This is a genomic window from Rhodococcus sp. H-CA8f, assembly GCF_002501585.1.
Lineage (GTDB): Bacteria > Actinomycetota > Actinomycetes > Mycobacteriales > Mycobacteriaceae > Rhodococcus_F > Rhodococcus_F erythropolis.
The window spans coordinates 4,886,176-4,909,124 of the sequence record NZ_CP023720.1 but is presented as its reverse complement, the minus strand read 5'-3'; the positions used below and the strand labels follow the sequence as shown (position 1 = coordinate 4,909,124).

Below are 22,949 nucleotides of genomic sequence, written 5' to 3'. Positions count from 1 at the left end.
TGTAGCGCGAAATGACAACACCTGTGTTAAATCTGGATTCGCGGCGCAGAATGCCACCCTGATACCCAGGAGGGGACCAAATACCCAACTCGATCGGGATCGAGATCAGTCCGAATCGTCGGGTTTGGTGTGCCCGTCGAACGTCACATGGATGTTCTCGTGGGGAACCGCGCGTTGGGCTTTTGCTTGATCGGCGAAGGTACGCCGATCGCCTTCGATGAGTTCGGTGTTGTCGGTGAACGGAGCCAACAACGCCCGCGGATGGAGTTTGTCGACTCGCACGACGTTGATTTCCGCGCACATGACGATCGAGGCGGCAGCGAGGAACAAGAAGGCCAACAAACCCAGAACGATGGCAAAGACGCCATTGGTGGTGGAGGCACCCCGCACCACGGAGGTCACGTAGAGGGCACCGAAGGACTGAAGTGCTTGCCAGAGAACAGCAGCGGCGATCGCTCCAGGCGCCACATCGGCTACCGAGAGCGGGCGGGCGCAGGTGAGCCGGAAAGCGACGATGAAGATGCCTGCATTCAAGACGACTACCGCAAGGGTCAACAGGAAGCTGAACGAACCGCCCAGATGAAGCGCACCGCCGATGTTGGAGACAGCGGTGGTCCCCAAGATCGCGAGACCGATGGTGCCCAGGAGCAGTAACCCTTGAAGACGCCCGCGGATGGGATCCGGTCGCATGTTTCGGGGCACCGACCACACCGTGTTCATCGCATTCTGGCAAGCCAGAGCGACACCGAGGCCACCGTAGAGACCACCGACGATTCCGATCACCAGCCCTGTGACACCGCCGCCGATCTGTTGCGCATTGCCCAGATCGTCACCGATCACCGGAAACTGATGCAGAGCGGAGTCCAAGATTTGTTGCTGAAGCTCGGGGTTGCCAGAGAGCACGAAGCCGAGAATGGTCGAGAGCAACAGAAGAAGAGGGAAGAGTGAGACGAAGCCGTAGTACGCGATCAGCGCGGCGAGATAAACACCTTGATCGTCGAGGAACTTGTAGAGGACCGCTATCGGGAACCCCAGGGCCGGATGCTTCTGTTGCAAGGCATCGAGGCGCTTGGCGATTGTCATTCTCGGTCTCTCTCAGCTCGTCGGACAGCCCGACGAACCTTAGTCGCTGCGAGCGCGCGGCGCTCGACGCCGGTGCAGGCTTGGCGTCAGGAGGCTTCGAGTGACTTTTCTGCTTCGGCGAGCGCGCGCATTGCTCCCTCGACAGAGTTGGTGACCGGAAATTCCTCTTCCGCCCGTGCGGCCCGAAGCAAGCGTCGAAGCGGGTGTGACCCGATGACGGACCACTGGAAGTCGTGCGCTCGTGAACGGGAGTTCAGTTCGGCGAACAGTTCGAGGCAGACCGCACCGACGAACAGTGAGTTGGACAGGTCGAGAATGACGCGGGACCACTCCGCAGCGTACGAGTTGAGAAGTTCTCTCAGTTCTGGGGCGGACAGTTTATCGAGGTCGACGTCGACCTGGATCAGGACTGTCGAGGGCGTTATCCGCCAGGCTGCGAAGCCTTGTGTGTCCACGATCGGACCCAATTGTGTTGAGGGATCGACGAAATCGATCGCTGTGTGGTCGAGTTCATTCAGATTCATGGCAGATCCGGTCTGTGTGCTTTTCGTCGAAAGGCTGACGACCGACCTGGCGGCACGGAAAGTGGAAGAGTCCAGGTGTGGAAAGCATTGAGCCCAATGGATGTACGCAGGAAGTTGTGACCTGAATCCAGAGTCCTGATGCGAACCGAGCGCCAGCGGCTTCAGCCCCGGCTGTATTCTCAACCTCGGTATCGCTCAGTGTAGCTCGAGGGCTTGGATCGGTCCAGGCTTGTAGTCGAACATTAAGCGGTGCAATGTTTTTGGCTCGACACTTCGGTATGGTTGGGGATCAGCGCCACCTGACGAAGGGATTTCAGATGAACGACCGCGATGCACTCACGGCCATCTCGACCAAGCTCGACACACTGATCGGCGCGGAGACCAACGGTCTGCAGGACGAGGTTCCGCCCGGTTCCAGTGTTCAGCGCACCGAGCAGGACGGCGAGCACGGCCGGTGGGGGCACGATTACCGTCTCGCCAACAAGTATCTCGAGGCTCTCGACATCGGCCAGCCCGGGCTCATTGACCGAGACGAGATGGAACGTCTTGCGCAGGAATACATCTGATCCTGGGGACCTACTTCAGAAGATTTCACCCATCTCGGTGCGCAGCTGCTTCAGTGTCTGAGTGAGGATTCTGGATACATGCATCTGAGAGATGCCGATCTTTTCGGCAATCTGGGACTGGGTGAGATGACCGAAGAATCTGAGAACCACGATCGTGCGCTCGCGCTCCGGTAGTGCAAGGAGCGCGGGTCGCAGGGTTTCGTGATTGTCGATCCGACTGATCGCTTCGTCGTACTGTCCCAAAGTATCGATCAGAGTCAGTCCGCTCCCGTCGCCGGCTGACGCGGTGTCGAGCGGTGTGGTTCGATACGAATTTCCGGCGGTCAACCCCTGTTCGACCTCGTCCGGCTCGATGTCGAGCTCCGTCGCAAGTTCCGCTACCGTCGGTGCACGGCCGAGCGTCTGCGACAACGACGTGAGCGCCCGGTTGAGGGCAAGATGTCGTTCCTGAAGGCTGCGAGGTACGCGTACGGACCAGCCGTGATCGCGAAAATGCTTGCGTACCTCACCCATTACGGTGGGGACTGCGAACGACAGGAAATCCGATCCTTTGTCTACGTCGAATCGCTGCACAGCCTGTACCAACCCCACGCGCGCAACTTGTTCCAAGTCCTCGAAAGGTTGGCCGCGCCCCTGGTAGCGACGTGCAACGTGGGTGGCGAGCGGTAGGCACAGTTCGATGATCGAGTTGGTGATCTTTTCTCGGGTCGGATCATCCGGTGGAAGCGAAGCCATCGAGACGAACAATTCGACAGCTAGTTCGTACTGGTCCTTCTTGTCCGGTGGTACAGCCTTGCCCGGTGGGACAGTATCGTCCGGTGGGACAGCGGTCACGCACGCTCCTGGAGCAAGCCCTTTTCAAGCGTCATCGTCAGGGTGATGTGACCGTCCGCGTCGATTTCCGATTGCTCCAAACGGACCGAGTCGACCAGTGCTTCGAGAACGAACCATCCGAAGCTGTGGGACTTGTCGGGTATTTCGGAGTGTGCGATCACCGACACGACGATCCGAAGAGTGCGACCGTAGGTCTCGAATCGGCAGGTCAAGTCGCTGGACGGTATCGCATGGCCGATGAGGATGCTCGCGACTTCGTCAATCGCCAGAGCAAGGTCGGCTGTCCCGTCGACGTCCAATCCGGTGTTGTTGGCAACCGTCCGGGTGATTCCGCGCAGAGTCGGCAGTTGGGAGTACGACGCTCGGACGCGGAGCGAGGCAATGGAGTCGTGAGTAAGTTCGGCTTCGGTCGGACTCGACAGAGGAATCAAGGGGCTTCCTGTAGGTAGATGTGGCGTAATTCCGGCGGACCGAGGCAAGGAACGGTACCGGCCATGCGTGCCAGCCATCTCTACCCCGGAAGTATTCATGGCCTTCGATTACCCTTCGCCCGGCGAAGTAATCCTCTTTACCCGAACTAGAGGATGAATTGTGAGACACATCACCTGTGGTGCGCTCGTACCGAATCCCATCTTTCATTTGTGACCCGTTCGGGTACGTCCGTTTCATGGGCACTCAGGCGGACAGGCAGATCCCCGTACACGCACGACCGGAAGGCGTCACGGACGACGAGGTGAAGGCAGCGGGGGTGTTGTCGAACGCCCTCGAAACGGTGGAGCGGGCGCGAGGCGCTCTGTACGACTTCCATCAGCTGATCGGACATGCAGATCTGATGCTCGACGAGGTCGTAGAGCTACTGCGAACCAGCGGTAACGACGAGCTGGCCGATCAGGTCGAGAAAGAGTTGATGGGCCGGAACGTGGTCGAAGGGCGCTGGACCTTCCAGCTGGTCGAGGAGTTCGACGAGAACTACTGGTCCTTCTTTCGCGAATGCGAACAGGTGGTGCGTGACAAGCTGGCCGGTGGAGTGCCGCACCTCTTCGAAGCCGAGATGAAGGAGCGACGCCGCACGCACGGTTTACGACATCACGAGGCCAGGCCTTGAGGTTGCCACCTACTCCGGTGAGTTCGCAGCGGCACTGATCAGTGGTTCAGTTCGACCTTTACGCAACGATTCTCGTTCGGTCGCGGTCATGCCGCCCCAGATACCGTGGGGTTCCCCGGTCTGGATGGCGTGCACGAGGCATCTCTGAACGACAGGACACCTGGCGCACACCAGCTTCGCCGAACTCTCGCGTTTCGCTCGCCTGGAGCCGCGCTCGTTCGTGTCGTCGTAGAACAGGGCGGGGTCGGTGTCGCGGCAGGTGCCGGACAGCTGCCAATCCCACTCGTCGGCAAGGGGCCTGGGAGATGTGTAGGAGCGCATGAACATGGACGTTCCCTTCGCTGCGTGACGAACTCGACTCGGATCGGGGATCCGGGTCGGGTGTTAAGGCAAAGCTCGGTCCCGCCGGCCTGAACCGGCGGGACCTTCGAGGCTCCTCCCTCGAGGGGAAGATTTCGGGGGTACCTCTGGTCGGTCATTACCCAGCCGTACAACCTTTGAATCCCGGTCGTCAGGAATTCTTTTGATCGACGGCACGTCTCTCTGCTGCGGCGACAAGACCACCGGCGATGTCGCGCAACTTGACGTTCCATTCCTGCGACATCTCGACCAGAAGGTCGAAGGCTTGGTCGGCCGAGCACTCGCGCTCGGCCATCAGCAATCCCTTGGCCTGCTCGATCACGGGCCGAGAATCCAAAGCTCTTCTCAGTTCGTCGTTTTCCGCGCGAAGGCGGGTGAGGACGTCTGACGCTGAACTGGACTGCTGAGCCTGGGGTCGTTGAACCTCGTACACACGATGAAGCACTCCGATCACCCTGCCGTCATCATCGGTGACGGCGGAATTGACCGTATTCCAATAGCGCGTGACAAACAGCCCACTACCTCGCTCATCGCGCACGTCGTAACGCTGAGTCGGCAGTGCGTCCCGAGTTCTGGAGTGCATCGTGCGCTCGAATGACGCTGTCAACGAGAAGATTCCGTCGGCAAACGAGTCGTCGGGATTGTCGGGGAAGGCTTCGAACACTTCCACTCCGTGCAACTGATCGAGGCTGCGGCCGGACACGGCAAGGTATTCGTCGTTTGCGCCCTGGATACGGAAATCGCTGTCCATGAGCAGAAGAGAAGAAGTGCTTGCCGCAAATCGATCGCTTCGAACGATCGAGCGGAGAGTGCTCGAACTCATGATTGTGTCGTTTCTGTCCTGTCTTCGACGGCTGCGGCCCCTGATATTTCAGAAGTAATTGATCGCGAGAACTCCAAGGGCGGTGCCTGCCACGATCGATCCGAACAACAAACGCTGTTGCAACACGAACATCTGATACTCGCGACGCGTTTGTGCCGACGTGCCGCGCGAGTCCGCAGACATGCTCTTGCCCTTTCCTGTTGTGGGGATCGCGATTTCGGCCGACCCCCGATCGGCCGAAATCGCGGACGGAGCGTCAGTTCTGACGCGCCTCGTTTGCGGCATCCTGCTCGGTGGACGCGCCTTCGTGTACGAGGCTGCCGCCGGAGTTCTCGAGGTGCGCACGAACGAACCACTGGAACTTCTCCAACTGTGCCGTTTGGCCGATCAGCATGTCTTCTGTGATCGGATCGATCTTGCCGACGTTGTCGATTGCAGTGCGGCTGTCGGTGATGACCCCGGTGTAGACGAGGTCGAGCGCAGCCAGATGGGCGCGAGCGTCGTCGCGGCCGACGGAGTAGTCGTCCCAAGTCCGATCGCGCTCGATCGCTCCCGCTGTGCCCTTGGGGGAGTTGCCCAGTGCCGCGATACGTTCCGCCACATCATCGGCGTAGCCGCGAACCAGCTCTACCTGTGGGTCGATCATCTCGTGCACGCCAATGAAGTTGGGTCCGACGACGTTCCAGTGGACGTGCTTGAGCGTCAGATGAAGGTCGTTGTAGGCGCTGAGGCGTTCCTGCAGAATATCGGCGACGGACGAACCGTCTGCGCTGCTCAGTCCCGGTACGGTGAACTTGGACATATGTTTTCCTCTCGTCTTGATGGGGATCGCCCGCGAACGGGGCGGTCTCGCGCCATCGTCAATCGGATCGCGTGTCGGTCAGGATCAGTGTGCGAGTGCTACTGGCTCCTCTGTCACCGGGTCGCCGTACATCATCGCGATTCGGCGCTTGACCTCTTCGGTTGTCAAAGTCGCGCTTGCAACAGTGATTCCGATGCCGGTGGTGCTCTCGCCCTGTGTGGGCGGGATGTCGATCGTCGTCATCTTGCTCCCGGTGAAGAGTGTGCCGTGAGGGAGTCGGCTGAACCACCGACTCCGACGTCTGGGTGTTCTACACCTTCGAGTGCCGGTTATGGCGCTTTCAAGTGCTACAAAATCTATATCAGCCGATGTAGATAATTGGCAAGGCTACTTCGATTCGACAGCTAAAGGAAGCTCGCTGTGCGATCTTGTCGAAATCGGCTTTGATCTGCCATTACATGCCTTCTCGGCTCGACGATTTTTGTCATGAGTGGCCCTGGACACGCTTGAATCTATGTCCTGGGCGTCAGATTCACTGCGTGATGATGCTAAGGTCGGATGACGCCGATTGAGACAGCCGACACCGAACTAGGAGGTTCCAGTGACGTCGGAATCCCAGACCCGGGCGCTGCGCGGCGTATACGGGATCTCAGTGATGTCAGAACTGTCCGGGGTAGGACCTCAGACGCTGCGCCTTTACGAGCGAAGGGGCCTGCTCACACCAACCCGCACGGATGGCGGTACACGCCGTTACAGCGAGGCCGACCTGGATACGCTCGGACGAATCACCGCGCTGATCGACGACGGAGTCAATCTGGTCGGTATCCGTCTGATTCTGTCCCTGGAGGCCGAAAATGCAGTCTTAGCGGCTCGAATCAGCCAGTTGACCGCCGAGGGTGACTAGTAGCGTTGCTCCATACGATGCCGTTCAGGATGGAGTTTCGGTGCGGGTAGGGTCGCCGAAGTCCGCGTCGGCGGAGATCTTGTTGCCTGCCGCTTCGATCTGTTCGAGCGCGGCGTCCAAAGCATCGACCAACCATTGATGCGACGCTTCCGCGAGGAGGCGATCCGGTGTGTCGGTGTTTTCGGATTGGAAGAACCGCACCAGCCACGATTCTCCGTTGTCGGGTCGATCGGAGAGTCCGGCCGCGGTATTGGTCGCCAGAAGATAACGGTTGTATTCGAGATCGACACGAATGGCGTACTCGCCGAACAGGTTCACCACATTGGCCGGCCGATGAGTAGCAGCAGCGAGCGCGATGAGAGCGTCGTTGTAGGTTTCGGAGTACTTCACCGTGAGGGGCATGGTCGGCCTGTCTTTCTGGGCCGATGCAGCATTGCACGGCTATGTTGAGGAGATCAGTTCGCAGCCGCTGCTTGACGATGAACTGAAACCAATCCTAGCTCGAGTCTCCGCTCACCCTTGACGCAAGCCCACGGGGTCAGTTGTTGCGTGCAAAGTCAGACTCGCGCTCCGTGACGAACTGATTGTCCGGGCGCGGTTCGGGCGGCGAAAGTGCAGTCAGGAACGACTCGGCCCACTGATGCACATCATGCGTCATGACCTGGCGATGCAGCGCAGCCATACGGCGACGGCCCTCTTTCGGATCCTGATGAACTGCGGTCAGGATTGTATTTTTCACGCCGTCCAAATCGTGCGGGTTGACCAGGTATGACTGTCGTAATTCCATTGCAGCACCGGTGAACTCGCTGAGAACGAGAGCGCCTCCGAGGTCGCCTCGGCAGGCCACGTACTCCTTGGCCACCAGATTCATCCCGTCACGCATCGGCGTCACGAGCATGACGTCGGCAGCGACGAACAGTGCGATCAGTTCTTCGCGGTCGACCGGCTGATACAGGTAGTGAACTACGGGGCGGCCGATCTGACTGTGGTCGCCGTTGATGCGGCCCACCTGTTCCTCGATGACACTGCGAAGGTCGATATAGTGTTGCACGCGTTCACGACTGGGCGTGGCGAGCTGCACCATCGTGTACTTCTCCGGATCCAAGCGGCCCTCGTCGAGGAGTTCCTTGAGGGCTTGCAGTCGCAGGTCGATGCCCTTGGTGTAGTCCAGGCGGTCGACTCCCAGCAGGATTTTTTCGGGATTTCCGAGCTCTTCCTTCAATTCGCGTGCGCGGCGCAGGACCGATTCGCTCTTCGACTGGCGCTCCAGCTCGGCCGAATCGACGGAGATGGGAAATGCCCCCACCTTGACGACGCGAGAGTCGAAATCCACATGCCCGAGCGCACTTCGAACACCGACGCCCGCGGTCGTTGTCTTGAGTCCGAGTAGTTTTCGGGCCAAAAACAGGAAATTGTTTGCGCCACCAGGCAAGTGGAAGCCGATCAGATCGGCGCCCAGCATTCCCTTGACGATCTCCTTGCGCCACGGAAGCTGCATGAAGAGCTCGACCGGAGGAAACGGAATGTGAAGGAAGAACCCGATCGTCAGGTCCGGGCGCAGTTCGCGCAGCATTGCCGGCACGAGTTGCAATTGATAGTCCTGCACCCAGACGGTGGCTCCGTCCGCGGCGCAACGGGCGGTTTCCTCGGCGAACCGCTGGTTGACCGCGACGTACGTGTGCCACCACGACCGTTCGAACGTCGGTGCCACCAGGACGTCATGGTAGAGCGGCCACAGCGTGTCGTTGGAGAACCCCTCGTAGTACTCGGCGAGGTCCTGAGAGGTCAGCTCGACGGGAAACAGACGAAGGCCGTCAACCACTATGGGATCTACCTTCTCGTCCGCGACGCCCGGCCAGCCGACCCAAGCGCCGTCTCGCTGTCGCAGGATGGGTTCGAGAGCAGTGACGAGTCCACCCGGACTTCGCTTCCAGTTCTTGCCACCGTCCTCGTCGGTTTCGAGATCGACGGGTAGTCGGTTTGCGACGACGACGAATTCGGAGAGCTTTTCGAGATCGGTACTCACGCCGACATCGGCTCCGCCAGGGTCTCGTCCAGCACGGTGGTCGAGGACAGGTATGTGACCGCCTCGGCTGTCGAGTCGGTGAACACGATGTCTGCGTCCATCTTCAGAAGAGACAGCGGGCGCCTGACGGGGTGCGCTGCGACGAGCGTCCAAGGAACGCCGAGCCTTCGTGCCTTGGCCGACAGAGTCTCGATGATGGAAAGACCTCCGACGGAGATGAACTGGACGTCCGAGCAGTCGAGTACGAACGGGTGACGCTCACCGATCAGGTCGTCGACGCAGGCAGCGAAATCAGCTCGGGACCGGACGTCGATCTCGCCGCTGACCACGAGTGATTGAATGTTTTCCGCACACGTCGTGGTGAATGTGGGGGGACTGTCCGTACGCTCATCTGTAGTTCTCGAAAACTCGTTCATCGAAACTCCTGACGGATTGCTCGAAACGGTTCGTTCGAACGGTCTGGTTCGAAACGGTTTCGTTCGAAACCGGGAAACGGCACGGGAAGCAACGCACGAACCGTGCTCGTCTTCAACGGCTGGGTACTCAACCGTGCTGAGTGCCTACCTTACCGCATCGCGAAAACCCAGGTGAAAAGCGTTAGATCCGTAAGGATTTCAAGGACCCGTGAGCGTCGGCCCACGGGACCTTGGTCCCGATGACTGAGCTCTTGCGCGATCAGTCGGTGTCGGTTGCCGGGCCGGTACTCGAGGCTCCACCCTCGTCGGCCCACGTACGCTCGCCCGACGGATCGGTCTGAACGTCCTTGTGTGCGGCATCGGCCCCGGTTCCGGGACCGTGGTCGGTGCCGGTGGTCTGCGGCTCGTCCGTCTGATCAGTGCGGTCGGTGGAATTTCGTTCACTCATGGTGGCTGCGTCTCTCTGAAGGTTGGTGTTCATGTACTTGTCGTTTCTTGCTCACCCGCGAGGGGTACTCAATAGGGGTAGTACGTCACGTCGAGCCAGTACGTCACGTCGAGCCATACCAGCAAAGTCAGCTGTCACCGAAGCAGGAGATTTCACGTGAACCATATGACCGTGACGACCGAACACCTGCGTGCACTGCTGGGCAGCGGGCCCCATTCGGAATTGGTAGCGGTTGGGGGTGAGATCGAGATCTACGTCCCCGATGAAGAAGGGTTCGGCCTCGATGGTATCTCGCTTGTCACTCGCGAGCAGTTGGCCGAGCGCCTACCATCCTCGCCCGACAACCCCGACGAAGGTGAACTACGTATCGCCGCAGAATCGTTGAGCGAGATGATCGCCGAACTCGGCGGCTGAAGTCTGAAGTTCGGGGCAGCTGACTTCAGATCTGCGGGATCGGATCCGGGGGATACGGGTTCGGTGGCGTCGGAGTCGGTGGCACGGGCGGGGGATTCAGCGGATCGGGTGGTGCCGGCGCGGGTGGTGTCGGCGACCCCGGGTCGGGGACGGGGCCCGGATCCGGTGGTGGGGGCGTGGTCATGAGTGCCGGGTTCCCAAACACTTGCCGAACAAACACCTAGTGCTCGGAGTGGCTTTTGGTGTTCTCCTCGGCAGGTAGATCATCCACGATGTCGACTACGGCGATGTGGACGCTCTCTGCAGAGACGGGTGGGTCCATGTCACCGAGGATCAGGTGAACGACATCGACGACGGTGAATCGAACCCGGTCCGACAGTTCGGCCAGATCCACTCCGTATGGCGCTGCCAGTTCGATACGTAGTGAACGTATTTCGTGGCCGTCGACGAAGAACTCGATACTGCTCGGCGAGCAGTGGTGTCGAGAACGTATCTCGGCGGCCAAATGGGTGCGGAGTACGTGATCGCTCACCGACACCGTGCCTAGACGTGGACCTTCGGACGCGTGTGCGTCGAGCGGCCAACCGGACGCCGAGGTCGACCGTAGCGCCCGGATCACCTTGTCGCTGATTCGATCCCAGCCTGGCTCGGGAGCGTTCCGCAGGACGTCGGATGCGTGCGCCATCAATGCGTCGGTTCGTGATTCAGTCATCGCCACCTCGTCATTCGTTCACTCAGGTTAGCCCGTGCACGATGGTGATGCCCTCGCACTGCATCCGGAGTGAGTCTCAGAATCTTGCCGATTTGAACGAACGTGAGCATCTCCACCTCTCGCAGCGTCCAGGCCGCACGCTGGCGATAAGGCAATTCACCCAACGCTTCTTCCAGTGCCTCCAGGAACGCGGCGTTCGAGGTCGTGTCGAACGGGCCGGCCTCGGGAGACGGCACGAGAGGATCCAGCAGCTTGTCGTCGATCGGTTGCGCTCTCTTGATTCGATAGCTGTCCACGATCTTTCGGGAACAGATCGCGAAAAGCCATGTTCGCATCGACGATTCGCCACGAAATGAATCGAGTCGGCGCCACGCGGCCACGAAGGTGTCCTGGACTACCTCGAGAATGTCGCCTTCATCTGCGAGCATTCGACGCGCATAGCGGTGAAGTGCAGGTCCGTAGTAGTGCACCAGTGACTCGAATGCTTCTCGGTCGCCGAGTATCGCAGCGTCCACCGTTGCGGTGTCCAAGCCGTCAGGTGCTTCGGTGAGCCCCTGTGTGTGCGGTAACGCCACAGTCGCTCCTCTCGCGGAAATGCGGAAAACTCGGCTGCGTTCGAAGATTGTTCGCCCGGCCGGGGCGTTGAATGTTACGGACAGTAACTAACAAGTGTCAGTGATGCACGTCACCTGACTGGGGCATTCGGTTTTGCCTTCGAGTGACGACTACACAGGTAGATCGATCAACAGGAGGAGATGACAATGGTCAGCACACAGGTTGCGACAGCATCTACGAAGGATGTTGCATCATCGAACGACTCGGCTCTCGTGAGCTCTCAAGGAAAGACGTCGATCGCCGACACCGTTGTCTCGAAGATTGCCGGCATCGCCACGCGAGAGGTGAGCGGTGTGTACGACGTTGGCGGCGGAGCGTCCCGGGTTGTCGGGGCACTGCGCGAGCGGATCCCCGGCGCGAGTGTCAACCACTCCCAGGGAGTATCGGTCGAGGTCGGCGAAAAGCAGGCAGCGGTCGACATCGACATCGTGGCCGAGTACGGCGTATCGCTCGCCGATCTGGCCACCGGCATTCGCCGCAACGTCATTGCGGCGCTCGAACGGATGACGGGTCTCGAGGTGACCGAGGTGAACATCACAGTTCACGACGTCCACCTCGACGAGGGCAGCGACGACGAAACGGGCGAGCCCAAGACTGCACGGGTGCAGTGAGTTCCGAAATCGCTGACACCATCGCGGCGGCTGTGACGGGGGTGCCTGGGGTCGCCTCGCTTCATGCCGGAATGTTCGGCGAGGTTGGCACGTACCTCCCCGGTCGCCGCGTCGTCGGCGTGCGGGTGACGGAGTCGTCGACAGACATCCATGTGTGCATCTTCGCCGACGCCGCCGTTCGAGACACGGCTTTACGTATCCGCCAAGCGGTTTCAGGACTCGTTACAGGCCCCGTGAACGTGACAGTGGAAGACGTAGTCGGTCGTGGACGCGATGCCTGAGCACTCTCGGGGTTCAGGTCCTGATCGACGATCCGCACGCCGAGAGGCGATCAGGAACTACCACCCCGACGTGGGCGGATCTGCCGACGCGCTCAATCGAGCACTCGAACGCGTCGACCGGGACTTCGCATCCCCGATCGGTGTGGTTGTGCGCACGTCGCTGCGCGGCACGATGCGACAGATAGCCAAACCCGTTCGGGCCCAGTACACCCGGGTGCGCGCTCGGTTTCCGGGTGCAAAGACCTACACCGAGATCTGACAGGCACCATCGAACATCATCCACAACGGAGGATTCACATGACCACCTCGACTGTCGGCCTACTGGCAGGACTACTTCTCGGAGTCGCAGCTGCTGCAGGCGGTTTCACCGGATTCCTCATCGCTCTGGTTCTCGGTGTGATCGGATACCTCGTCGGTGGTCAGCGTGACGGCGAGTTCGATCTCGGTGTGATGCTGAAGGGTCGCGGACGTGGCTGAGACAGCTCGACCGGAGTCGTCTGTGCTTGGTGAGCCGGGCGATCGCGGAACGCTGACGATTCGAGACAGAGTCGCGCAGAAGTTGGTTCTCGAGGCGACGCGCGGAACCCCGGGGGTGCGCCATCACGCCGCCGGCATGGACAAACTGACCGGGCGCGAATTGCCGAGGGCGCGAGTGCTGGTATCCGGCAAGCGGGTACGGGCCAAGGTGGACATCGCGATCGAGTGGCCCGGATCCTTGTCGGTCATCGGTACCGCGGTGCGAGAGAACGTGACAACCCAGTTGCAGTCTGTATCGGGCCTGGACGTAGACGGCGTGGACGTGGCGATCGTGAGCGTTCTCCCGGCATCGACCAAGCGTGACGCGGGAAGGAAAGTGCGATGACCGCCGACAAGGTCGCACCACCCACTGCCTCGAGGGCTGCTGCTCCTGTTCCCCTTGCGGCGCCCGGATCGGCCGTCACGGGATTCCTCATCGCCGCGGCGCTACTTGCGCTCGGCGTGGTCGGCGTCCGCGACGCGCTGGTGGATACCGGCGTGATCACCGGGTCGCAGTGGATACCAAGTGCTGCCGCATATGTGGACGGGCTCGCGTACCAGGGTTGGATGTTGCCGGCGGGGATCGCAGCCGTCGTTCTCGGCCTGTGGTTCGTCATCCTCGGACTCAAACCGCGACGAAAGACTGCCAATGCCTTGGTCGGAGTCGCGAATACATGGATCGATCCCGCCGATGTAGCGGCGATAGCGTCTGTTCGCGTCGAGTCACTGGCCCAGGTTCGATCCGCTTCGTCCCACGCGACCCGGCGCAAGCTGGAAGTGAAGGCCTCGGTCACGCCCGATGGAGCCGCCACCGCTGAATCGGAAATCCGTGCGGTGCTGGGGGACTTGGCCGGGTCGCTGTCACCATCGCCGCGAATCAAGGTTCGTATCCAGACGGGATCACTGTCATGACTCGGACGGCGACGGCGATGGATCGCGTGGCGACATGCGTCGTGGGGATGCTCGCGATAGCGCTGGGAGTTGCAGCGATCCTGTGGAATCGCGACGTGATCAAGGATTTCCCGGCGCGTATCGAGATCCCGTGGGCTGAAGATCTTGTCGATCACTCGTGGTGGCCATGGGCTGTCGGAGCTGGGGGAGTACTGCTAGTCCTCCTCGCGTTGCGGTGGTTGATCGCGCATGTGCCGCTGCGTCGGGTGAAGGAGATCACGGTCCCTGGGTCGAACTCGCACAATTCCATCACCGCGGATCTGGGTGCGGTGGCGGAAGGGGCGAGCGCATCACTGGAGGACTTCGACGAAGTGTCGCGTGTCCGAGGAAAAGCGTTGCTCGATCGTGGAGTTCGCACGATCGATTTGCGAGTGACATTGACACGTAGCGTCGTATCCGGATCGGAAACGTTGTCCGAGTTGATTTCTCGCGTCACTGACACGGGGGATCAAGTCGAGTCGATGGTCGGTGATCCATCCGTCGCGACCAGAACTCGCATCGCCGTGGAAAGCGCGAAACGCGATGAGCCGAGAACTCTCTGATCAATCGAGGTTTGAGCCTCCCGGTGACCGGGTATTGGTAGACCTCCCGATCGTGCACAGAGTCATGGATGTTGCTGTGGCACTGTGTGTCACGGTGCTCCTTGCGACCGTCACTTCGATGGCGATCGCGATCGTAGTGACGCTGATCATGTGCGCGTCGGTGAGTGTCGTTTCTCGTATGTGGTGAATCGCCAGTCATTTTGGTTCTGTCGTGAACACCTGATAGAAAGGTAAGCAGACAATGTGGCTGCTACTGAGTGCACGATCCCCCGCGTCGTGCGGCGGAGAGTCCGGTTGTGTGCAAACACAACCCGCGATCACGGTCTAGTTGCGCGGGCCGATCGCTCGGAACTCTCCCTTCACCGGCAGTCACTCATTGCGCCGTCCCTCTTTACTCTAAGGAGTTCAAATGCTTCCTCTCGGTATCATCGCCTGGATCATCATCGGTGGGCTGGCGGGTTGGATCGGCAGTAAGATCATGAAAACCGATGCGCAGCAGGGGATCTTCCTCAACATCGTTGTCGGTGTGATCGGCGGCCTGATCGGTGGTTTCCTGCTTCGAGTCTTCGGCGTCGATGTCGAGGGTGCAGGCTGGATCTTCAGCTTCCTCACTTGCCTTCTCGGTGCAGTCATCTTGCTGTTCCTGGTCAAGGCAGTCACCGGAAAGCGCTGACACATTTGTCCACGCAGTTCGAGTTCGACTGAATCCCACGGCCGAATCCCACGGCCGAACGCACGACCGAATCCACACCGAATTCAAGAAGGAGAAACACATGTCTGACTTCATCGACAAGGCAAAGCACCGCGCTGAGGATCTCATCGGCGAAGCCAAGGAAAAGATCGGAAATGCCACGGGCAATGACGATCTGGCTGCCGAAGGTGTTGCCGATCAGGGCGAGGCAAAGGTCAAGAAGGCCGGAGACACTGTCAGTGACAAGGTCTCGGATATCAAGGACAAGTTCACAAGCTGAATGAGTTTCGGCGCGGTTGACCGGCATGTCCGGTCAACCGCGCTTTTGTGTGTCTCCTCGGCCGTCGCGGCTACCGCGATACGCTAGCTTCCGCGTTTCCGCGAGCCACTCCGGAAGCATGCGCATGTGTGCCGGCCTGTTCAGGATCGGATCGAAGGACGGCTGGAGGCAATCCGGGTGGTCCTCGACTTCGTCGAGACAGAGATGTCCGATCGGTATCAACTGAAGTTGAACTCTCGCGAGGTACACGGAGAAGTGCAGCGGGGAATGATCGACCGCAGCTTTTAATGCAGACAAAGAAGTGCCGGCCGGGTGGACGCCGCGCGGTGTCACGATCAGCCACGCCGCGGCCCCGCCCGCGCGTGAGTAAGGAACCAGTGTGCTGTATCTCGCGCCGTTCCACGAGAAAGCCGGAGCTGGAAACATTTTCGAGAAGGTAGAAAGTCCTGATGTTGCGAGAAGAATGTCCCACGGGTTTTCATCTGCGCCGACATTGTGCAACCGAAGCGCCAGGCCAAGTATGTCGGGTAGGTCTCCCGGAATTCCGAGTGCTTTCGACATTCGAGCGGTGACGGTAATCGTCGACGACTCCGTTACCGGCCACCACGGGGTGGCCGGCTTCAATGTTCCCTTCAGTTCGATCCCGTGCGGGTGAAAAACCCTGGCCATGCGCAGCGATGATGCGAAGTAGAACGGTGCGCCGACCAGCTTTCCGATGGCGCTCTTGCCGGCGGGGATGATCGAATTGAGCGTCACAGCTTCCTTGTCTGAGAATTCTCCGCCCCCCGAAGCGCCCAGACTGGACGGACGTTCAGGCGTGTTGACGGGCTTGCCGACGGTTTCTTTCGGCTTCCCAGCGGCAGCGATTGCTAATCATGTGACGCGCCGTAACAAAAGTCTCGCCGGTCGGGATAATTAGCCAAACGCACAAATTGGTCGTTATGGTTCGTTTGTCCGTAACGGTGCGATCGGACCTGCGACCGTCGCGAACTGGCGAGATTGCTACTCGTGATTTGTGTTTGGTGATTGCGCGGAAACAAGAAATGTCGAGGAGACACGCTGATGGGCCACTCTCGAACCTGGCTGACGCGCGCGCTGGCAATGCCGGTGGCTGTCGCGGTGACTTTGTTGCTTCCTCTCGGCAGTGTCGCCTCGGCCCAGGATTTCGAGGACGACGCAGATACTTCGGTGGTTGCCGCAGCCACAACTCCGATCTCCTTCACCGAACTCGGCCGAGGAACGGACATCGTGTTCTCTTCCGATGACGCACCAGTGTTGGTGACCGTGCCGGTGCCGGACGGACTCACTGCAACAGCCGTGACCGGAATCCTGACCGCCCCGACCGACTTCAGTAGGGGCTGGCTCGAAGTGACTTCGGACGGCAGATTGGTGAGCCGCGTCGACTTCGACGCCGGGCAGGCCGGGACCGGGTTACCGATTTCGGTTCCCTTGCAAGGTCTCGAAGTGGTCGACCGTAGCGTCACCGTGTCGATGATCGCTCACCTCGTTCCCGTCGACGACCGCTGCTACGACCGAACGAGATACCAGCCCCTCGCGCTCCGGGATGCCTTTGTCGCCTACGACGGTGCAGAGCGGCAGCCCACAACTGTTGCAACCTTCTTCCCGCCGATTTTGAGGAAGGCAACCATCTACGTCACGGATGGTTCGTCAGGGGCGCAGCAGAGTGCGGCTTTGCAACTGAGTGCAGCGATTGTCAACAAGTACGGAAGTCAGCCTGACGCCGTGGTGGTGGAGCAGCTGCCGAACGGTCAGAGTCTGCCCTCCGCTGAGCCGGGACTGTTCGAGAGAGCTGTAGTGCTCGGTAACAGTGGGGACGCCGGCATCGATCTCGCGACGGCGCCGAATGGTTCACCCGTGCTGCGGATTTCAGGGGATGACAAGACTCTCGTTCCTCAGGTCAGTCTCTTGGCGGCGAACTTCGACGGCTACTGGGCGGCGAGCAGAGCGCTGGCGTCACCGGACAACGCGGTTGCCCAGATTTCCCAGGACGCCATCACCGTCGGTGAGCTGAAGCTCGGAACGCTGACGGCTTCCGGTCTCAATCACATCGAGGTCGACGTCCCGTTCAGTCAGTCGCAACTGGGGCGTCCGATGAAGGATGTCTCGGTGCGAATGATTGGTTCCTATGTCCCGCTACCGAATTCGCGTAACGGAGAACTGTCGATCTCACTCGGGGATAGACGACTCGCCTCGCAGACGGTTAACGAGACAGGGCGCTTCGACATCGGCGTCGATGTTCCGAACGAACTCCTGCGTCGCGACTTGACGTTCGAGGTCTCGATGGATGTGACCGGCGACTTCCAGTGCGGCACCAGTAGCCCTTCTTCGCTCACTGTGGATCCGGCCAGCACCATCACGTCCACTACCGGATTCCCGCCGACGCCTGGAGGATTCCAGTCCTTGCCTCAGTCGATGCTGCCCACACTCGATGTCGGTTTGAGTCACGGTGATTTCGCAGATCTCGTTCGAGCCCAGCGCCTCGTTGTCGCGATGCAGCGGTTGAGCTATCTGCCGCTGCAACCGCGCGTGCTCCCGTTCGGCGACGCGGCGACCAGTTCGCTGCCGGCGTTGTTGATCGCGGCGGACGGGACGCTGCCCACTCCGGTGGCTCTACCCATGGACACGGCAGATCAAGGTCTCCTGCGCTTGCAGGGTCTGGAATTCGGTGGACAATACGGTGCCTTGCAGGTGGTTTCGGGTTCGCACAACGAAGTAGTGGCGCTGACGTCTGAGGGTGATGCGGCCGATGCCGACGGTCTGCTCAACTGGTTGGAAGGTGGGAAAGACCGGTTCGCAGAACTGACCGGCGATCTACTGGTCGCACCTCGCGGAGGTGAGCCGTTCGACGTCGGAGTCGACGTCGCCCCGTTGGGCACTGCGACCTCGGCCGAAGAAGAGACCGGACTGAGCGCGGTCACGATCGGCTGGATCGGATTCGGGACCGTGGTTCTGATCGCTGTTGCCGTCGGTGGTGTGCTCGTGGCTCGGCGTCGCGGACAGTGACCGTCACCGATCGCCCGGCCCTGTCCGTCGCGGTCCACGATCTACCGGGCCGGAAGCCATGGCGGATGTTCGTCGTGCTCTTCGCGATCTACACCGCGTTGGGCGTATGGATGAACGCGGGTATCGGGTTCATCTTCACCGATTCGCTCAGTCGTGTCGCCGCGGTGTCGGCGATGCTGCTCAGCCGTGATCCGCACTTCGCGGCGATCGGATTCGTGTTCACCCCGTTGACGGCGGCAGTCCAGATTCCGATGGGCCTGATGGGTCATTGGTGGCCGGATCTGCTGCGGTGGAACATCACTGCGGTCGTGATGTCCGCGGCCTTCATGGCTGGCGCGGTGATTCAGATACGCGGGATCAGCCGCGACCGTGGGTGTCCGCGATGGGTCACCGTCGTCCTTACCGTGCTGTTCGCTGTCAATCCGATGATCGTCATGTACGCGGCGAGCGGAATGAGCGAAGCTCCGTTCCTTTTCTTCGTTCTGTGGGCGACACGTCGACTGATTCGGTGGATGCGCAGCGACGACGTACACGACCTCATCGGTGCGGGCCTCGCGTTCGCTCTGGCGTACCTCACTCGATACGACGCATTGGCACCCCTGTTTGTCGCGGTGGTGCTGGTGACCGTGGTGAGTTGGCTTCGTTTTCAACCGACAGCGGAGGAGCGGGGCGAGGGCGCAGGACCTGGCTTGCGGCTCTGGGCAGCAGCCCTCGACGGTGCCGTCGTGCTGATGCCGGGATTCCTGGCCTTCGCCTTGTGGTCGTTTGCCAGTTGGCTCATCACGGGTCAAGCGTTCCAACAGTTCTCGTCGGTGTACGGGAACAGTTCCATCCTGGAACAGGCTGGTGCCGGAACCGACTCACCGGTTGCCCGCCTTGCGTTCTCGATTACCGAAATGGCCGTACTCGGGCCGGCGCTCCCGGTGTTCGTGGTTCTGGCAGTCATCTGCGCACTTCGGCGGCGCGACACCGAAGTGGTGGTGCCTCTTGTGCTGTTCGGCGCCATCCTCGGAGCGCAGACGTTGCTCTACCTGATGGGATCGACGTTTCCTCTTCTGCGCTTCTACATTTCGATCATTCCGCTGTGTTTCGTATTGGTCGTCCTGATCGCTCCTCGCGGAGCGCCGGTCATCACGCGTCGACCAGGGGCTGCTGCGTCGCGCTCGGTGTCGACGTACCCCGAGCAGGCGGGACCGTCTCTACCTCTTGTGATCTCCCTGTGCTTGCTGGTCGGGTCGACGCTGGTCACGTTTGTCGCGATGGGTAGTGCGCGGATCGCAGTGCTCGAGCATTCCATTGCCAGCGCGATCATTCCGGGCCGCCAGAACCTGGAGGAGCAGACGAATCTACGCACGTTTGCGGCCGAGCGTCGCATCGCCAGGTACCTGGACGACTTGGCTCTGCCGGAGGGGTCGGTTCTGCTCGACACCGTGCAGAGCTATGCCGTCGTGGCGTCGTCGAACAACCCTCGGCAATTCGTCGTGCCTTCCGATGCGGACTTCGTGCGCGTACTGAACAACCCGGCCGAACATCACGTCGAGTACATCCTGTCGGTTCCGAACACCGGTCGCGGTGTGTCGGACGCGGTCAATCGGCGTTATCCGACGATGTACGACACCGGTGCCGGCGGTGTGGGAGCACTGGTGCTCGAGGTGCCCAACGACGGCGGCATGGACCCTTCGGCCTGGCGTTTGTATCGCGTGACCGGTGAACGTCAAACGGGTCGATGAGGGAATTCGTGTGGGAGGATTGTCCGTATGACGTGGATGGTTGTAGATGTCTTCTGAAGAAGCGCGTCCGCGTGTGCGTGGCACAGTGCGTCGCCGTATCGCTGCCGCTGTAGTCAGCTTTGCAACCGTCGCGGTCGTGACAGGAATGTTCACGACGCCGGTGGTTGCCGATTCGCCCAAGACGGTTCGGGTCGGAGCGTCGTCGAGCGGACTGACACTCGACGGACAGCCGTGGTGGCCCACCGGGCTCAATGCTTATCAACTGGCCACTGATTGGTCGGTGAACTTCGGCTGCGGCGCGATGGTCGATCTCGATGCCTACTTCGGTTCTCTGCCACCGAATTCCGTCACGCGTTTCAACGCCTTCCAAGCGCTCGCGGTGAACAAGGTGTCCGGGCAGATGGATTTCGGACCGATGGACGCGGTGTTCGACGCTGCGGCGCGACACAACCAGTTCACGATTCCGGTGCTCTCACCACAGGACAGCGGGTGTGATGACGGGCTGTTCAAATCCAGGGACTGGTACACCGACGACTGGAAGGTTGCGAACCTGATCCCAGGTCGAGCCACCATGAGCTTTCAGGACTGGATGCACACCGCCGTCGACCGTTGGAAGAACGAGCCTTCCGTCGCGGCGTGGGAATTGGTGGGGGAGCCGGAACCGAGCCTGTGTACCGACGCCGCCTGCAATTGGTGGACAAGAACGTGCCCGTCTGATTCCGCGCAGGTGTTGCGGGAGTTCTTCGACACGGCAGGCGCCGAACTTCGGGCGATCGATCCGAACACCCTGATCACGGCGGGATACGTCGGGGGCGGTCAGTGCGGCACTGCTGGTGACGACTACCAATACGTGAGCGAGTCCGACTTCGTCGACATTCTGCAGTATCACGACTACGGAGCAGACGGGGTTCCGCTTCCGGGCGACCAGTGGAACGGACTGGCGCGTCGCATCGAACAGGCCACGAACGTCTCGAAGCCGTTGTTGGTCGCTGAGACAGGCGAATTGGCGGGCAGTTGTGAATCATTGGCAACCCGAGCCACGAATATCGAGACGAAGCTGACGGGGCAGAAGGCGGCCGGCACGGCCGGAGCTCTCCTGTGGGCCTTCGTACCGGATCCGCGGCCGAACGAGTGCACAATGGACATCGGGCCCGACGATCCACTCTTCGACGTGATCGCTTCACTGGCAAGTTAGGACACTGCTGGTAGTCCACTAGGAGTTCCGCCCAGTGGGAGTATGGTCACGATCTGATAACAACCTGAACCTGGCGTTGTGACGTGATGACCGTATTTCGTTTGCATCCAATGGTATTCAGTGGCATTCACCTGCGGATAACCGAACTTGAAGGCCCGCGGGACCAAGCAGGACTATCGACGTGGCACCCGCAGGACCTACGTCCGGTTGTGCGAGGACGGTCCAATCGAGACGCCGGCAACGGAAGTTGCGCTGTACCTGCCCCTTTGGTTGACAGAGCAGTCCCTTTCCGATTGACGTCGAAATGCGGGCACGACCGTTCGCCGCGGTAACGGGTAGTGAGCGGAGTTCGGTGCGGCCCTCGCGGAAGTGACAATGTGGGGTGGTGTGTAGCTCTCGCGCGCAACGAATTCCGAGTTCGAGTCGACTTGCGACGGCATCGGCTGCCCGGTAGACCTTGTGCGCAGGCTGTACATGCGATGTGAGCTTTCGGTCGTCGAAATGAGGGGACGACCGCTGCATGCGCGTAACGGTAAGTGTGTGGAGCATCGCGTGAGCGGAGAGGTGAACGATGACTGGATACTCTGAACGGCCTTTCAGGACTGCGGTGGTACCGGCTGCCGGGATGGGGACCCGCTTCCTTCCGGCCACCAAGACGATCCCGAAAGAGCTACTCCCCGTCGTGGATACGCCCGGGATAGAACTGGTTGCCAGCGAAGCGGCTCAGGCCGGTGCAGAACGCTTGGTGATCGTCACCGCGCCAGGCAAGGCATCGGTGATCGGTCACTTCGTCGAGGACCTGGTGCTCGAGGGCAAGCTCGCCGCGAGTGGAAAGCACCATCTGCTCGAGCGTGTGCGTCGAGCACCTGGCCTCATATCGGTGAAGCCTGTCGTCCAAGAAACCCCGCTCGGCTTGGGTCATGCCGTCGGTCTTGTCGAGTCGGTGTTGGATGCCGACGAGGACTCGTTCGCGGTGCTGCTTCCCGACGACCTGGTTCACCCCTGCGGCGTTCTCGACGCTATGGCGAAGGTCCGTGCCGAGCGTGGTGGTTCTGTGCTGTGCGCGTTCGACGTCGCGCCCGATCGTGTGGGTGCGTACGGAGTATTCGACGTCCAAGCGCCTGAGGAAGGCGATGACCCCGATGTGCTCGCGGTCGTCGGCATGGTGGAGAAGCCGGACCCGGCGGATGCTCCGTCCACCCTCGCCGCAGCCGGACGCTATCTGCTCGATCGCGCCGTGTTCGATGCGCTCCGGCGAATCTTGCCTGGGCAAGGTGGTGAGCTGCAGCTGACGGATGCGATAGCGCTGTTGATCGCGGAGGGGCATCCGGTTCACGTCGTCGTCCATCACGGAACCCGCCACGATCTGGGTAACCCGGGAGGCTTTCTGCGAGCATCTCTCGACCATGCGCTCAGTCGCACCGAGTACGGTCCGGAGTTGCGAGTCTGGCTCAAGGAACGATTGGATCAGCCGGATCCGCAGTTGACGTACTGAA

General features: G+C 60.7%; 33 protein-coding genes. 17 read left to right on the top strand and 16 right to left on the bottom strand.

Annotated features, from left to right (window positions below; all coding sequences use genetic code 11):
• Nucleotides 1–105 precede the first annotated feature (105 nt).
• Together CPI83_RS22840 and CPI83_RS22835 are read right to left on the bottom strand one after the other, a co-directional pair.
• On the bottom strand, nucleotides 106–1,083 hold the full coding sequence (locus tag CPI83_RS22840; protein ID WP_003943713.1) for a YhjD/YihY/BrkB family envelope integrity protein: 978 nt from the start codon (nucleotides 1,081–1,083) through the stop codon (nucleotides 106–108).
• A gap of 86 nt (nucleotides 1,084–1,169) precedes the next feature.
• Entirely contained in the window at nucleotides 1,170–1,607 is a 438-nt protein-coding gene (locus CPI83_RS22835) for an STAS domain-containing protein (RefSeq protein ID WP_019747471.1), read from the bottom strand.
• A gap of 317 nt (nucleotides 1,608–1,924) precedes the next feature.
• Here CPI83_RS22835 and CPI83_RS22830 point away from each other — a divergent pair, with 317 nt between their 5' ends.
• On the top strand, nucleotides 1,925–2,173 hold the full coding sequence (locus CPI83_RS22830; RefSeq protein WP_020968722.1) for a hypothetical protein: 249 nt from the start codon (nucleotides 1,925–1,927) through the stop codon (nucleotides 2,171–2,173).
• A 15-nt stretch (nucleotides 2,174–2,188) separates the two neighbouring features.
• Here CPI83_RS22830 and CPI83_RS22825 read toward each other — a convergent pair whose 3' ends face one another.
• Together CPI83_RS22825 and CPI83_RS22820 are read right to left on the bottom strand one after the other, a co-directional pair.
• Nucleotides 2,189–2,908, bottom strand: a complete 720-nt coding sequence (locus CPI83_RS22825; protein WP_223258034.1) for a SigB/SigF/SigG family RNA polymerase sigma factor — start codon at nucleotides 2,906–2,908, stop codon at nucleotides 2,189–2,191.
• 95 nt (nucleotides 2,909–3,003) lie between these two features.
• Entirely contained in the window at nucleotides 3,004–3,438 is a 435-nt protein-coding gene (locus CPI83_RS22820) for an anti-sigma factor (protein WP_097387748.1), read from the bottom strand.
• Between the two features lie 236 nt (nucleotides 3,439–3,674).
• Between CPI83_RS22820 and CPI83_RS22815 the strand changes: the two genes are divergently transcribed.
• The gene (locus CPI83_RS22815; protein WP_029254688.1) at nucleotides 3,675–4,112 is read left to right on the top strand and encodes a hypothetical protein; all 438 of its coding nucleotides are present in this window, start codon (nucleotides 3,675–3,677) and stop codon (nucleotides 4,110–4,112) included.
• Nucleotides 4,113–4,121: 9 nt separating this feature from the next.
• Here the strand turns inward: CPI83_RS22815 and CPI83_RS22810 are convergent, their stop codons facing one another.
• From CPI83_RS22810 to CPI83_RS31030, 5 genes are all read right to left on the bottom strand, one after another.
• Nucleotides 4,122–4,433: a WhiB family transcriptional regulator gene (locus CPI83_RS22810; protein ID WP_037120154.1), complete on the bottom strand. Its 312-nt coding sequence runs from the start codon at nucleotides 4,431–4,433 to the stop codon at nucleotides 4,122–4,124.
• 190 nt (nucleotides 4,434–4,623) lie between these two features.
• Complete coding sequence (locus CPI83_RS22805) at nucleotides 4,624–5,295, bottom strand: ANTAR domain-containing protein (protein ID WP_097387747.1); 672 nt, start codon at nucleotides 5,293–5,295, stop codon at nucleotides 4,624–4,626.
• A 48-nt stretch (nucleotides 5,296–5,343) separates the two neighbouring features.
• Nucleotides 5,344–5,478 carry a hypothetical protein gene (locus CPI83_RS31365; protein ID WP_020968725.1) on the bottom strand — a complete coding sequence of 45 codons (135 nt, stop codon included), beginning with the start codon at nucleotides 5,476–5,478 and terminating at the stop codon, nucleotides 5,344–5,346.
• Nucleotides 5,479–5,551: 73 nt separating this feature from the next.
• A complete protein-coding gene (locus CPI83_RS22795) occupies nucleotides 5,552–6,097 on the bottom strand; it encodes a DNA starvation/stationary phase protection protein (RefSeq protein WP_097387746.1) in 546 nt (181 codons plus the stop codon).
• 84 nt (nucleotides 6,098–6,181) lie between these two features.
• Nucleotides 6,182–6,340, bottom strand: a complete 159-nt coding sequence (locus CPI83_RS31030; RefSeq protein ID WP_003943664.1) for a hypothetical protein — start codon at nucleotides 6,338–6,340, stop codon at nucleotides 6,182–6,184.
• A 358-nt stretch (nucleotides 6,341–6,698) separates the two neighbouring features.
• Here CPI83_RS31030 and CPI83_RS22790 point away from each other — a divergent pair, with 358 nt between their 5' ends.
• Nucleotides 6,699–7,001, top strand: a complete 303-nt coding sequence (locus CPI83_RS22790; protein ID WP_003943719.1) for a MerR family transcriptional regulator — start codon at nucleotides 6,699–6,701, stop codon at nucleotides 6,999–7,001.
• Between the two features lie 24 nt (nucleotides 7,002–7,025).
• Here the strand turns inward: CPI83_RS22790 and CPI83_RS22785 are convergent, their stop codons facing one another.
• The 4 genes from CPI83_RS22785 to CPI83_RS22770 all read right to left on the bottom strand — a co-directional run bounded on the left by CPI83_RS22785 (nucleotide 7,026) and on the right by CPI83_RS22770 (nucleotide 9,891).
• The gene (locus CPI83_RS22785; protein ID WP_019747463.1) at nucleotides 7,026–7,403 is read right to left on the bottom strand and encodes a hypothetical protein; all 378 of its coding nucleotides are present in this window, start codon (nucleotides 7,401–7,403) and stop codon (nucleotides 7,026–7,028) included.
• 136 nt (nucleotides 7,404–7,539) lie between these two features.
• Entirely contained in the window at nucleotides 7,540–9,027 is a 1,488-nt protein-coding gene (locus CPI83_RS22780) for a trehalose-6-phosphate synthase (RefSeq protein ID WP_019747461.1), read from the bottom strand.
• Nucleotides 9,024–9,443: an STAS domain-containing protein gene (locus tag CPI83_RS22775; RefSeq protein WP_019747460.1), complete on the bottom strand. Its 420-nt coding sequence runs from the start codon at nucleotides 9,441–9,443 to the stop codon at nucleotides 9,024–9,026. Before CPI83_RS22775 ends, CPI83_RS22780 begins: the two co-directional genes overlap by 4 nt.
• 259 nt (nucleotides 9,444–9,702) lie before the next feature.
• A complete protein-coding gene (locus tag CPI83_RS22770; protein WP_228117918.1) occupies nucleotides 9,703–9,891 on the bottom strand; it encodes a PI-type proteinase in 189 nt (62 codons plus the stop codon).
• A 165-nt stretch (nucleotides 9,892–10,056) separates the two neighbouring features.
• Between CPI83_RS22770 and CPI83_RS22765 the strand changes: the two genes are divergently transcribed.
• A complete protein-coding gene (locus CPI83_RS22765) occupies nucleotides 10,057–10,305 on the top strand; it encodes a hypothetical protein (protein WP_019747457.1) in 249 nt (82 codons plus the stop codon).
• 220 nt (nucleotides 10,306–10,525) lie between these two features.
• Here CPI83_RS22765 and CPI83_RS22755 read toward each other — a convergent pair whose 3' ends face one another.
• Both CPI83_RS22755 and CPI83_RS22750 read right to left on the bottom strand, forming a co-directional pair.
• Nucleotides 10,526–11,017, bottom strand: a complete 492-nt coding sequence (locus CPI83_RS22755; RefSeq protein ID WP_225989303.1) for a hypothetical protein — start codon at nucleotides 11,015–11,017, stop codon at nucleotides 10,526–10,528.
• Nucleotides 11,014–11,592, bottom strand: coding sequence for an RNA polymerase sigma factor (locus CPI83_RS22750; RefSeq protein ID WP_020968728.1), 579 nt, complete (start codon nucleotides 11,590–11,592; stop codon nucleotides 11,014–11,016). Before CPI83_RS22750 ends, CPI83_RS22755 begins: the two co-directional genes overlap by 4 nt.
• A 186-nt stretch (nucleotides 11,593–11,778) precedes the next feature.
• Here CPI83_RS22750 and CPI83_RS22745 point away from each other — a divergent pair, with 186 nt between their 5' ends.
• From CPI83_RS22745 to CPI83_RS22705, 9 genes are all read left to right on the top strand, one after another.
• Nucleotides 11,779–12,243, top strand: a complete 465-nt coding sequence (locus CPI83_RS22745; RefSeq protein WP_003943699.1) for an Asp23/Gls24 family envelope stress response protein — start codon at nucleotides 11,779–11,781, stop codon at nucleotides 12,241–12,243.
• A complete protein-coding gene (locus CPI83_RS22740) occupies nucleotides 12,240–12,524 on the top strand; it encodes a hypothetical protein (protein WP_021343181.1) in 285 nt (94 codons plus the stop codon). The genes CPI83_RS22745 and CPI83_RS22740 overlap by 4 nt, the downstream gene beginning before the upstream one ends.
• Nucleotides 12,525–12,594: 70 nt before the next feature.
• On the top strand, nucleotides 12,595–12,783 hold the full coding sequence (locus CPI83_RS22735; protein ID WP_223258031.1) for a hypothetical protein: 189 nt from the start codon (nucleotides 12,595–12,597) through the stop codon (nucleotides 12,781–12,783).
• A 38-nt stretch (nucleotides 12,784–12,821) separates the two neighbouring features.
• Nucleotides 12,822–13,001: a hypothetical protein gene (locus CPI83_RS22730; RefSeq protein WP_003943629.1), complete on the top strand. Its 180-nt coding sequence runs from the start codon at nucleotides 12,822–12,824 to the stop codon at nucleotides 12,999–13,001.
• A complete protein-coding gene (locus CPI83_RS22725) occupies nucleotides 12,994–13,386 on the top strand; it encodes an Asp23/Gls24 family envelope stress response protein (RefSeq protein WP_019747452.1) in 393 nt (130 codons plus the stop codon). Before CPI83_RS22730 ends, CPI83_RS22725 begins: the two co-directional genes overlap by 8 nt.
• A complete protein-coding gene (locus tag CPI83_RS22720) occupies nucleotides 13,383–13,952 on the top strand; it encodes a DUF6286 domain-containing protein (protein ID WP_019747451.1) in 570 nt (189 codons plus the stop codon). Before CPI83_RS22725 ends, CPI83_RS22720 begins: the two co-directional genes overlap by 4 nt.
• Nucleotides 13,949–14,533 (top strand): hypothetical protein, encoded by a 585-nt coding sequence (locus CPI83_RS22715; protein WP_097387745.1) that lies wholly within the window; start codon nucleotides 13,949–13,951, stop codon nucleotides 14,531–14,533. Before CPI83_RS22720 ends, CPI83_RS22715 begins: the two co-directional genes overlap by 4 nt.
• 409 nt (nucleotides 14,534–14,942) lie before the next feature.
• Nucleotides 14,943–15,206 carry a GlsB/YeaQ/YmgE family stress response membrane protein gene (locus tag CPI83_RS22710; RefSeq protein ID WP_003943661.1) on the top strand — a complete coding sequence of 88 codons (264 nt, stop codon included), beginning with the start codon at nucleotides 14,943–14,945 and terminating at the stop codon, nucleotides 15,204–15,206.
• Nucleotides 15,207–15,306: 100 nt separating this feature from the next.
• Nucleotides 15,307–15,504, top strand: a complete 198-nt coding sequence (locus CPI83_RS22705; RefSeq protein WP_019747449.1) for a CsbD family protein — start codon at nucleotides 15,307–15,309, stop codon at nucleotides 15,502–15,504.
• A 33-nt stretch (nucleotides 15,505–15,537) separates the two neighbouring features.
• Here CPI83_RS22705 and CPI83_RS22700 read toward each other — a convergent pair whose 3' ends face one another.
• Entirely contained in the window at nucleotides 15,538–16,260 is a 723-nt protein-coding gene (locus CPI83_RS22700; protein ID WP_097387744.1) for a hypothetical protein, read from the bottom strand.
• 306 nt (nucleotides 16,261–16,566) lie between these two features.
• On the opposite strand from CPI83_RS22700, the gene CPI83_RS22695 reads away from it, so the two are divergent.
• The 4 genes from CPI83_RS22695 to CPI83_RS22680 all read left to right on the top strand — a co-directional run bounded on the left by CPI83_RS22695 (nucleotide 16,567) and on the right by CPI83_RS22680 (nucleotide 22,948).
• Nucleotides 16,567–18,528 carry a hypothetical protein gene (locus CPI83_RS22695; RefSeq protein WP_047890187.1) on the top strand — a complete coding sequence of 654 codons (1,962 nt, stop codon included), beginning with the start codon at nucleotides 16,567–16,569 and terminating at the stop codon, nucleotides 18,526–18,528.
• Nucleotides 18,525–20,258 carry a glycosyltransferase family 39 protein gene (locus CPI83_RS22690; protein WP_021343189.1) on the top strand — a complete coding sequence of 578 codons (1,734 nt, stop codon included), beginning with the start codon at nucleotides 18,525–18,527 and terminating at the stop codon, nucleotides 20,256–20,258. Before CPI83_RS22695 ends, CPI83_RS22690 begins: the two co-directional genes overlap by 4 nt.
• A 46-nt stretch (nucleotides 20,259–20,304) precedes the next feature.
• Nucleotides 20,305–21,453 carry a beta-mannosidase gene (locus CPI83_RS22685; RefSeq protein WP_097387743.1) on the top strand — a complete coding sequence of 383 codons (1,149 nt, stop codon included), beginning with the start codon at nucleotides 20,305–20,307 and terminating at the stop codon, nucleotides 21,451–21,453.
• A gap of 571 nt (nucleotides 21,454–22,024) precedes the next feature.
• On the top strand, nucleotides 22,025–22,948 hold the full coding sequence (locus tag CPI83_RS22680) for a UTP--glucose-1-phosphate uridylyltransferase (RefSeq protein WP_020968737.1): 924 nt from the start codon (nucleotides 22,025–22,027) through the stop codon (nucleotides 22,946–22,948).
• Nucleotide 22,949 lies beyond the last annotated feature (1 nt).

Bases quoted from the DNA above. Each gene is read 5' to 3' on its own strand.
- CPI83_RS22695 (WP_047890187.1), top strand. From the start codon at position 16,567: ATGGGCCACTCTCGAACCTGGCTGACGCGCGCGCTGGCAATGCCGGTG.
- CPI83_RS22715 (WP_097387745.1), top strand. From the start codon at position 13,949: ATGACTCGGACGGCGACGGCGATGGATCGCGTGGCGACATGCGTCGTG.
- CPI83_RS22830 (WP_020968722.1), top strand. From the start codon at position 1,925: ATGAACGACCGCGATGCACTCACGGCCATCTCGACCAAGCTCGACACA.
- CPI83_RS22815 (WP_029254688.1), top strand. From the start codon at position 3,675: ATGGGCACTCAGGCGGACAGGCAGATCCCCGTACACGCACGACCGGAA.
- CPI83_RS22770 (WP_228117918.1), bottom strand. From the start codon at position 9,891: ATGAGTGAACGAAATTCCACCGACCGCACTGATCAGACGGACGAGCCG.
- CPI83_RS22795 (WP_097387746.1), bottom strand. From the start codon at position 6,097: ATGTCCAAGTTCACCGTACCGGGACTGAGCAGCGCAGACGGTTCGTCC.
- CPI83_RS22720 (WP_019747451.1), top strand. From the start codon at position 13,383: ATGACCGCCGACAAGGTCGCACCACCCACTGCCTCGAGGGCTGCTGCT.
- CPI83_RS22825 (WP_223258034.1), bottom strand. From the start codon at position 2,908: ATGGCTTCGCTTCCACCGGATGATCCGACCCGAGAAAAGATCACCAAC.
- CPI83_RS22840 (WP_003943713.1), bottom strand. From the start codon at position 1,083: ATGACAATCGCCAAGCGCCTCGATGCCTTGCAACAGAAGCATCCGGCC.
- CPI83_RS22805 (WP_097387747.1), bottom strand. From the start codon at position 5,295: ATGAGTTCGAGCACTCTCCGCTCGATCGTTCGAAGCGATCGATTTGCG.
- CPI83_RS22785 (WP_019747463.1), bottom strand. From the start codon at position 7,403: ATGCCCCTCACGGTGAAGTACTCCGAAACCTACAACGACGCTCTCATC.
- CPI83_RS22765 (WP_019747457.1), top strand. From the start codon at position 10,057: ATGACCGTGACGACCGAACACCTGCGTGCACTGCTGGGCAGCGGGCCC.
- CPI83_RS22730 (WP_003943629.1), top strand. From the start codon at position 12,822: ATGACCACCTCGACTGTCGGCCTACTGGCAGGACTACTTCTCGGAGTC.
- CPI83_RS22705 (WP_019747449.1), top strand. From the start codon at position 15,307: ATGTCTGACTTCATCGACAAGGCAAAGCACCGCGCTGAGGATCTCATC.
- CPI83_RS22835 (WP_019747471.1), bottom strand. From the start codon at position 1,607: ATGAATCTGAATGAACTCGACCACACAGCGATCGATTTCGTCGATCCC.
- CPI83_RS22680 (WP_020968737.1), top strand. From the start codon at position 22,025: ATGACTGGATACTCTGAACGGCCTTTCAGGACTGCGGTGGTACCGGCT.
- CPI83_RS22775 (WP_019747460.1), bottom strand. From the start codon at position 9,443: ATGAACGAGTTTTCGAGAACTACAGATGAGCGTACGGACAGTCCCCCC.
- CPI83_RS22755 (WP_225989303.1), bottom strand. From the start codon at position 11,017: ATGACTGAATCACGAACCGACGCATTGATGGCGCACGCATCCGACGTC.
- CPI83_RS31030 (WP_003943664.1), bottom strand. From the start codon at position 6,340: ATGACGACGATCGACATCCCGCCCACACAGGGCGAGAGCACCACCGGC.
- CPI83_RS31365 (WP_020968725.1), bottom strand. From the start codon at position 5,478: ATGTCTGCGGACTCGCGCGGCACGTCGGCACAAACGCGTCGCGAGTAT.
- CPI83_RS22685 (WP_097387743.1), top strand. From the start codon at position 20,305: ATGTCTTCTGAAGAAGCGCGTCCGCGTGTGCGTGGCACAGTGCGTCGC.
- CPI83_RS22745 (WP_003943699.1), top strand. From the start codon at position 11,779: ATGGTCAGCACACAGGTTGCGACAGCATCTACGAAGGATGTTGCATCA.
- CPI83_RS22810 (WP_037120154.1), bottom strand. From the start codon at position 4,433: ATGCGCTCCTACACATCTCCCAGGCCCCTTGCCGACGAGTGGGATTGG.
- CPI83_RS22710 (WP_003943661.1), top strand. From the start codon at position 14,943: ATGCTTCCTCTCGGTATCATCGCCTGGATCATCATCGGTGGGCTGGCG.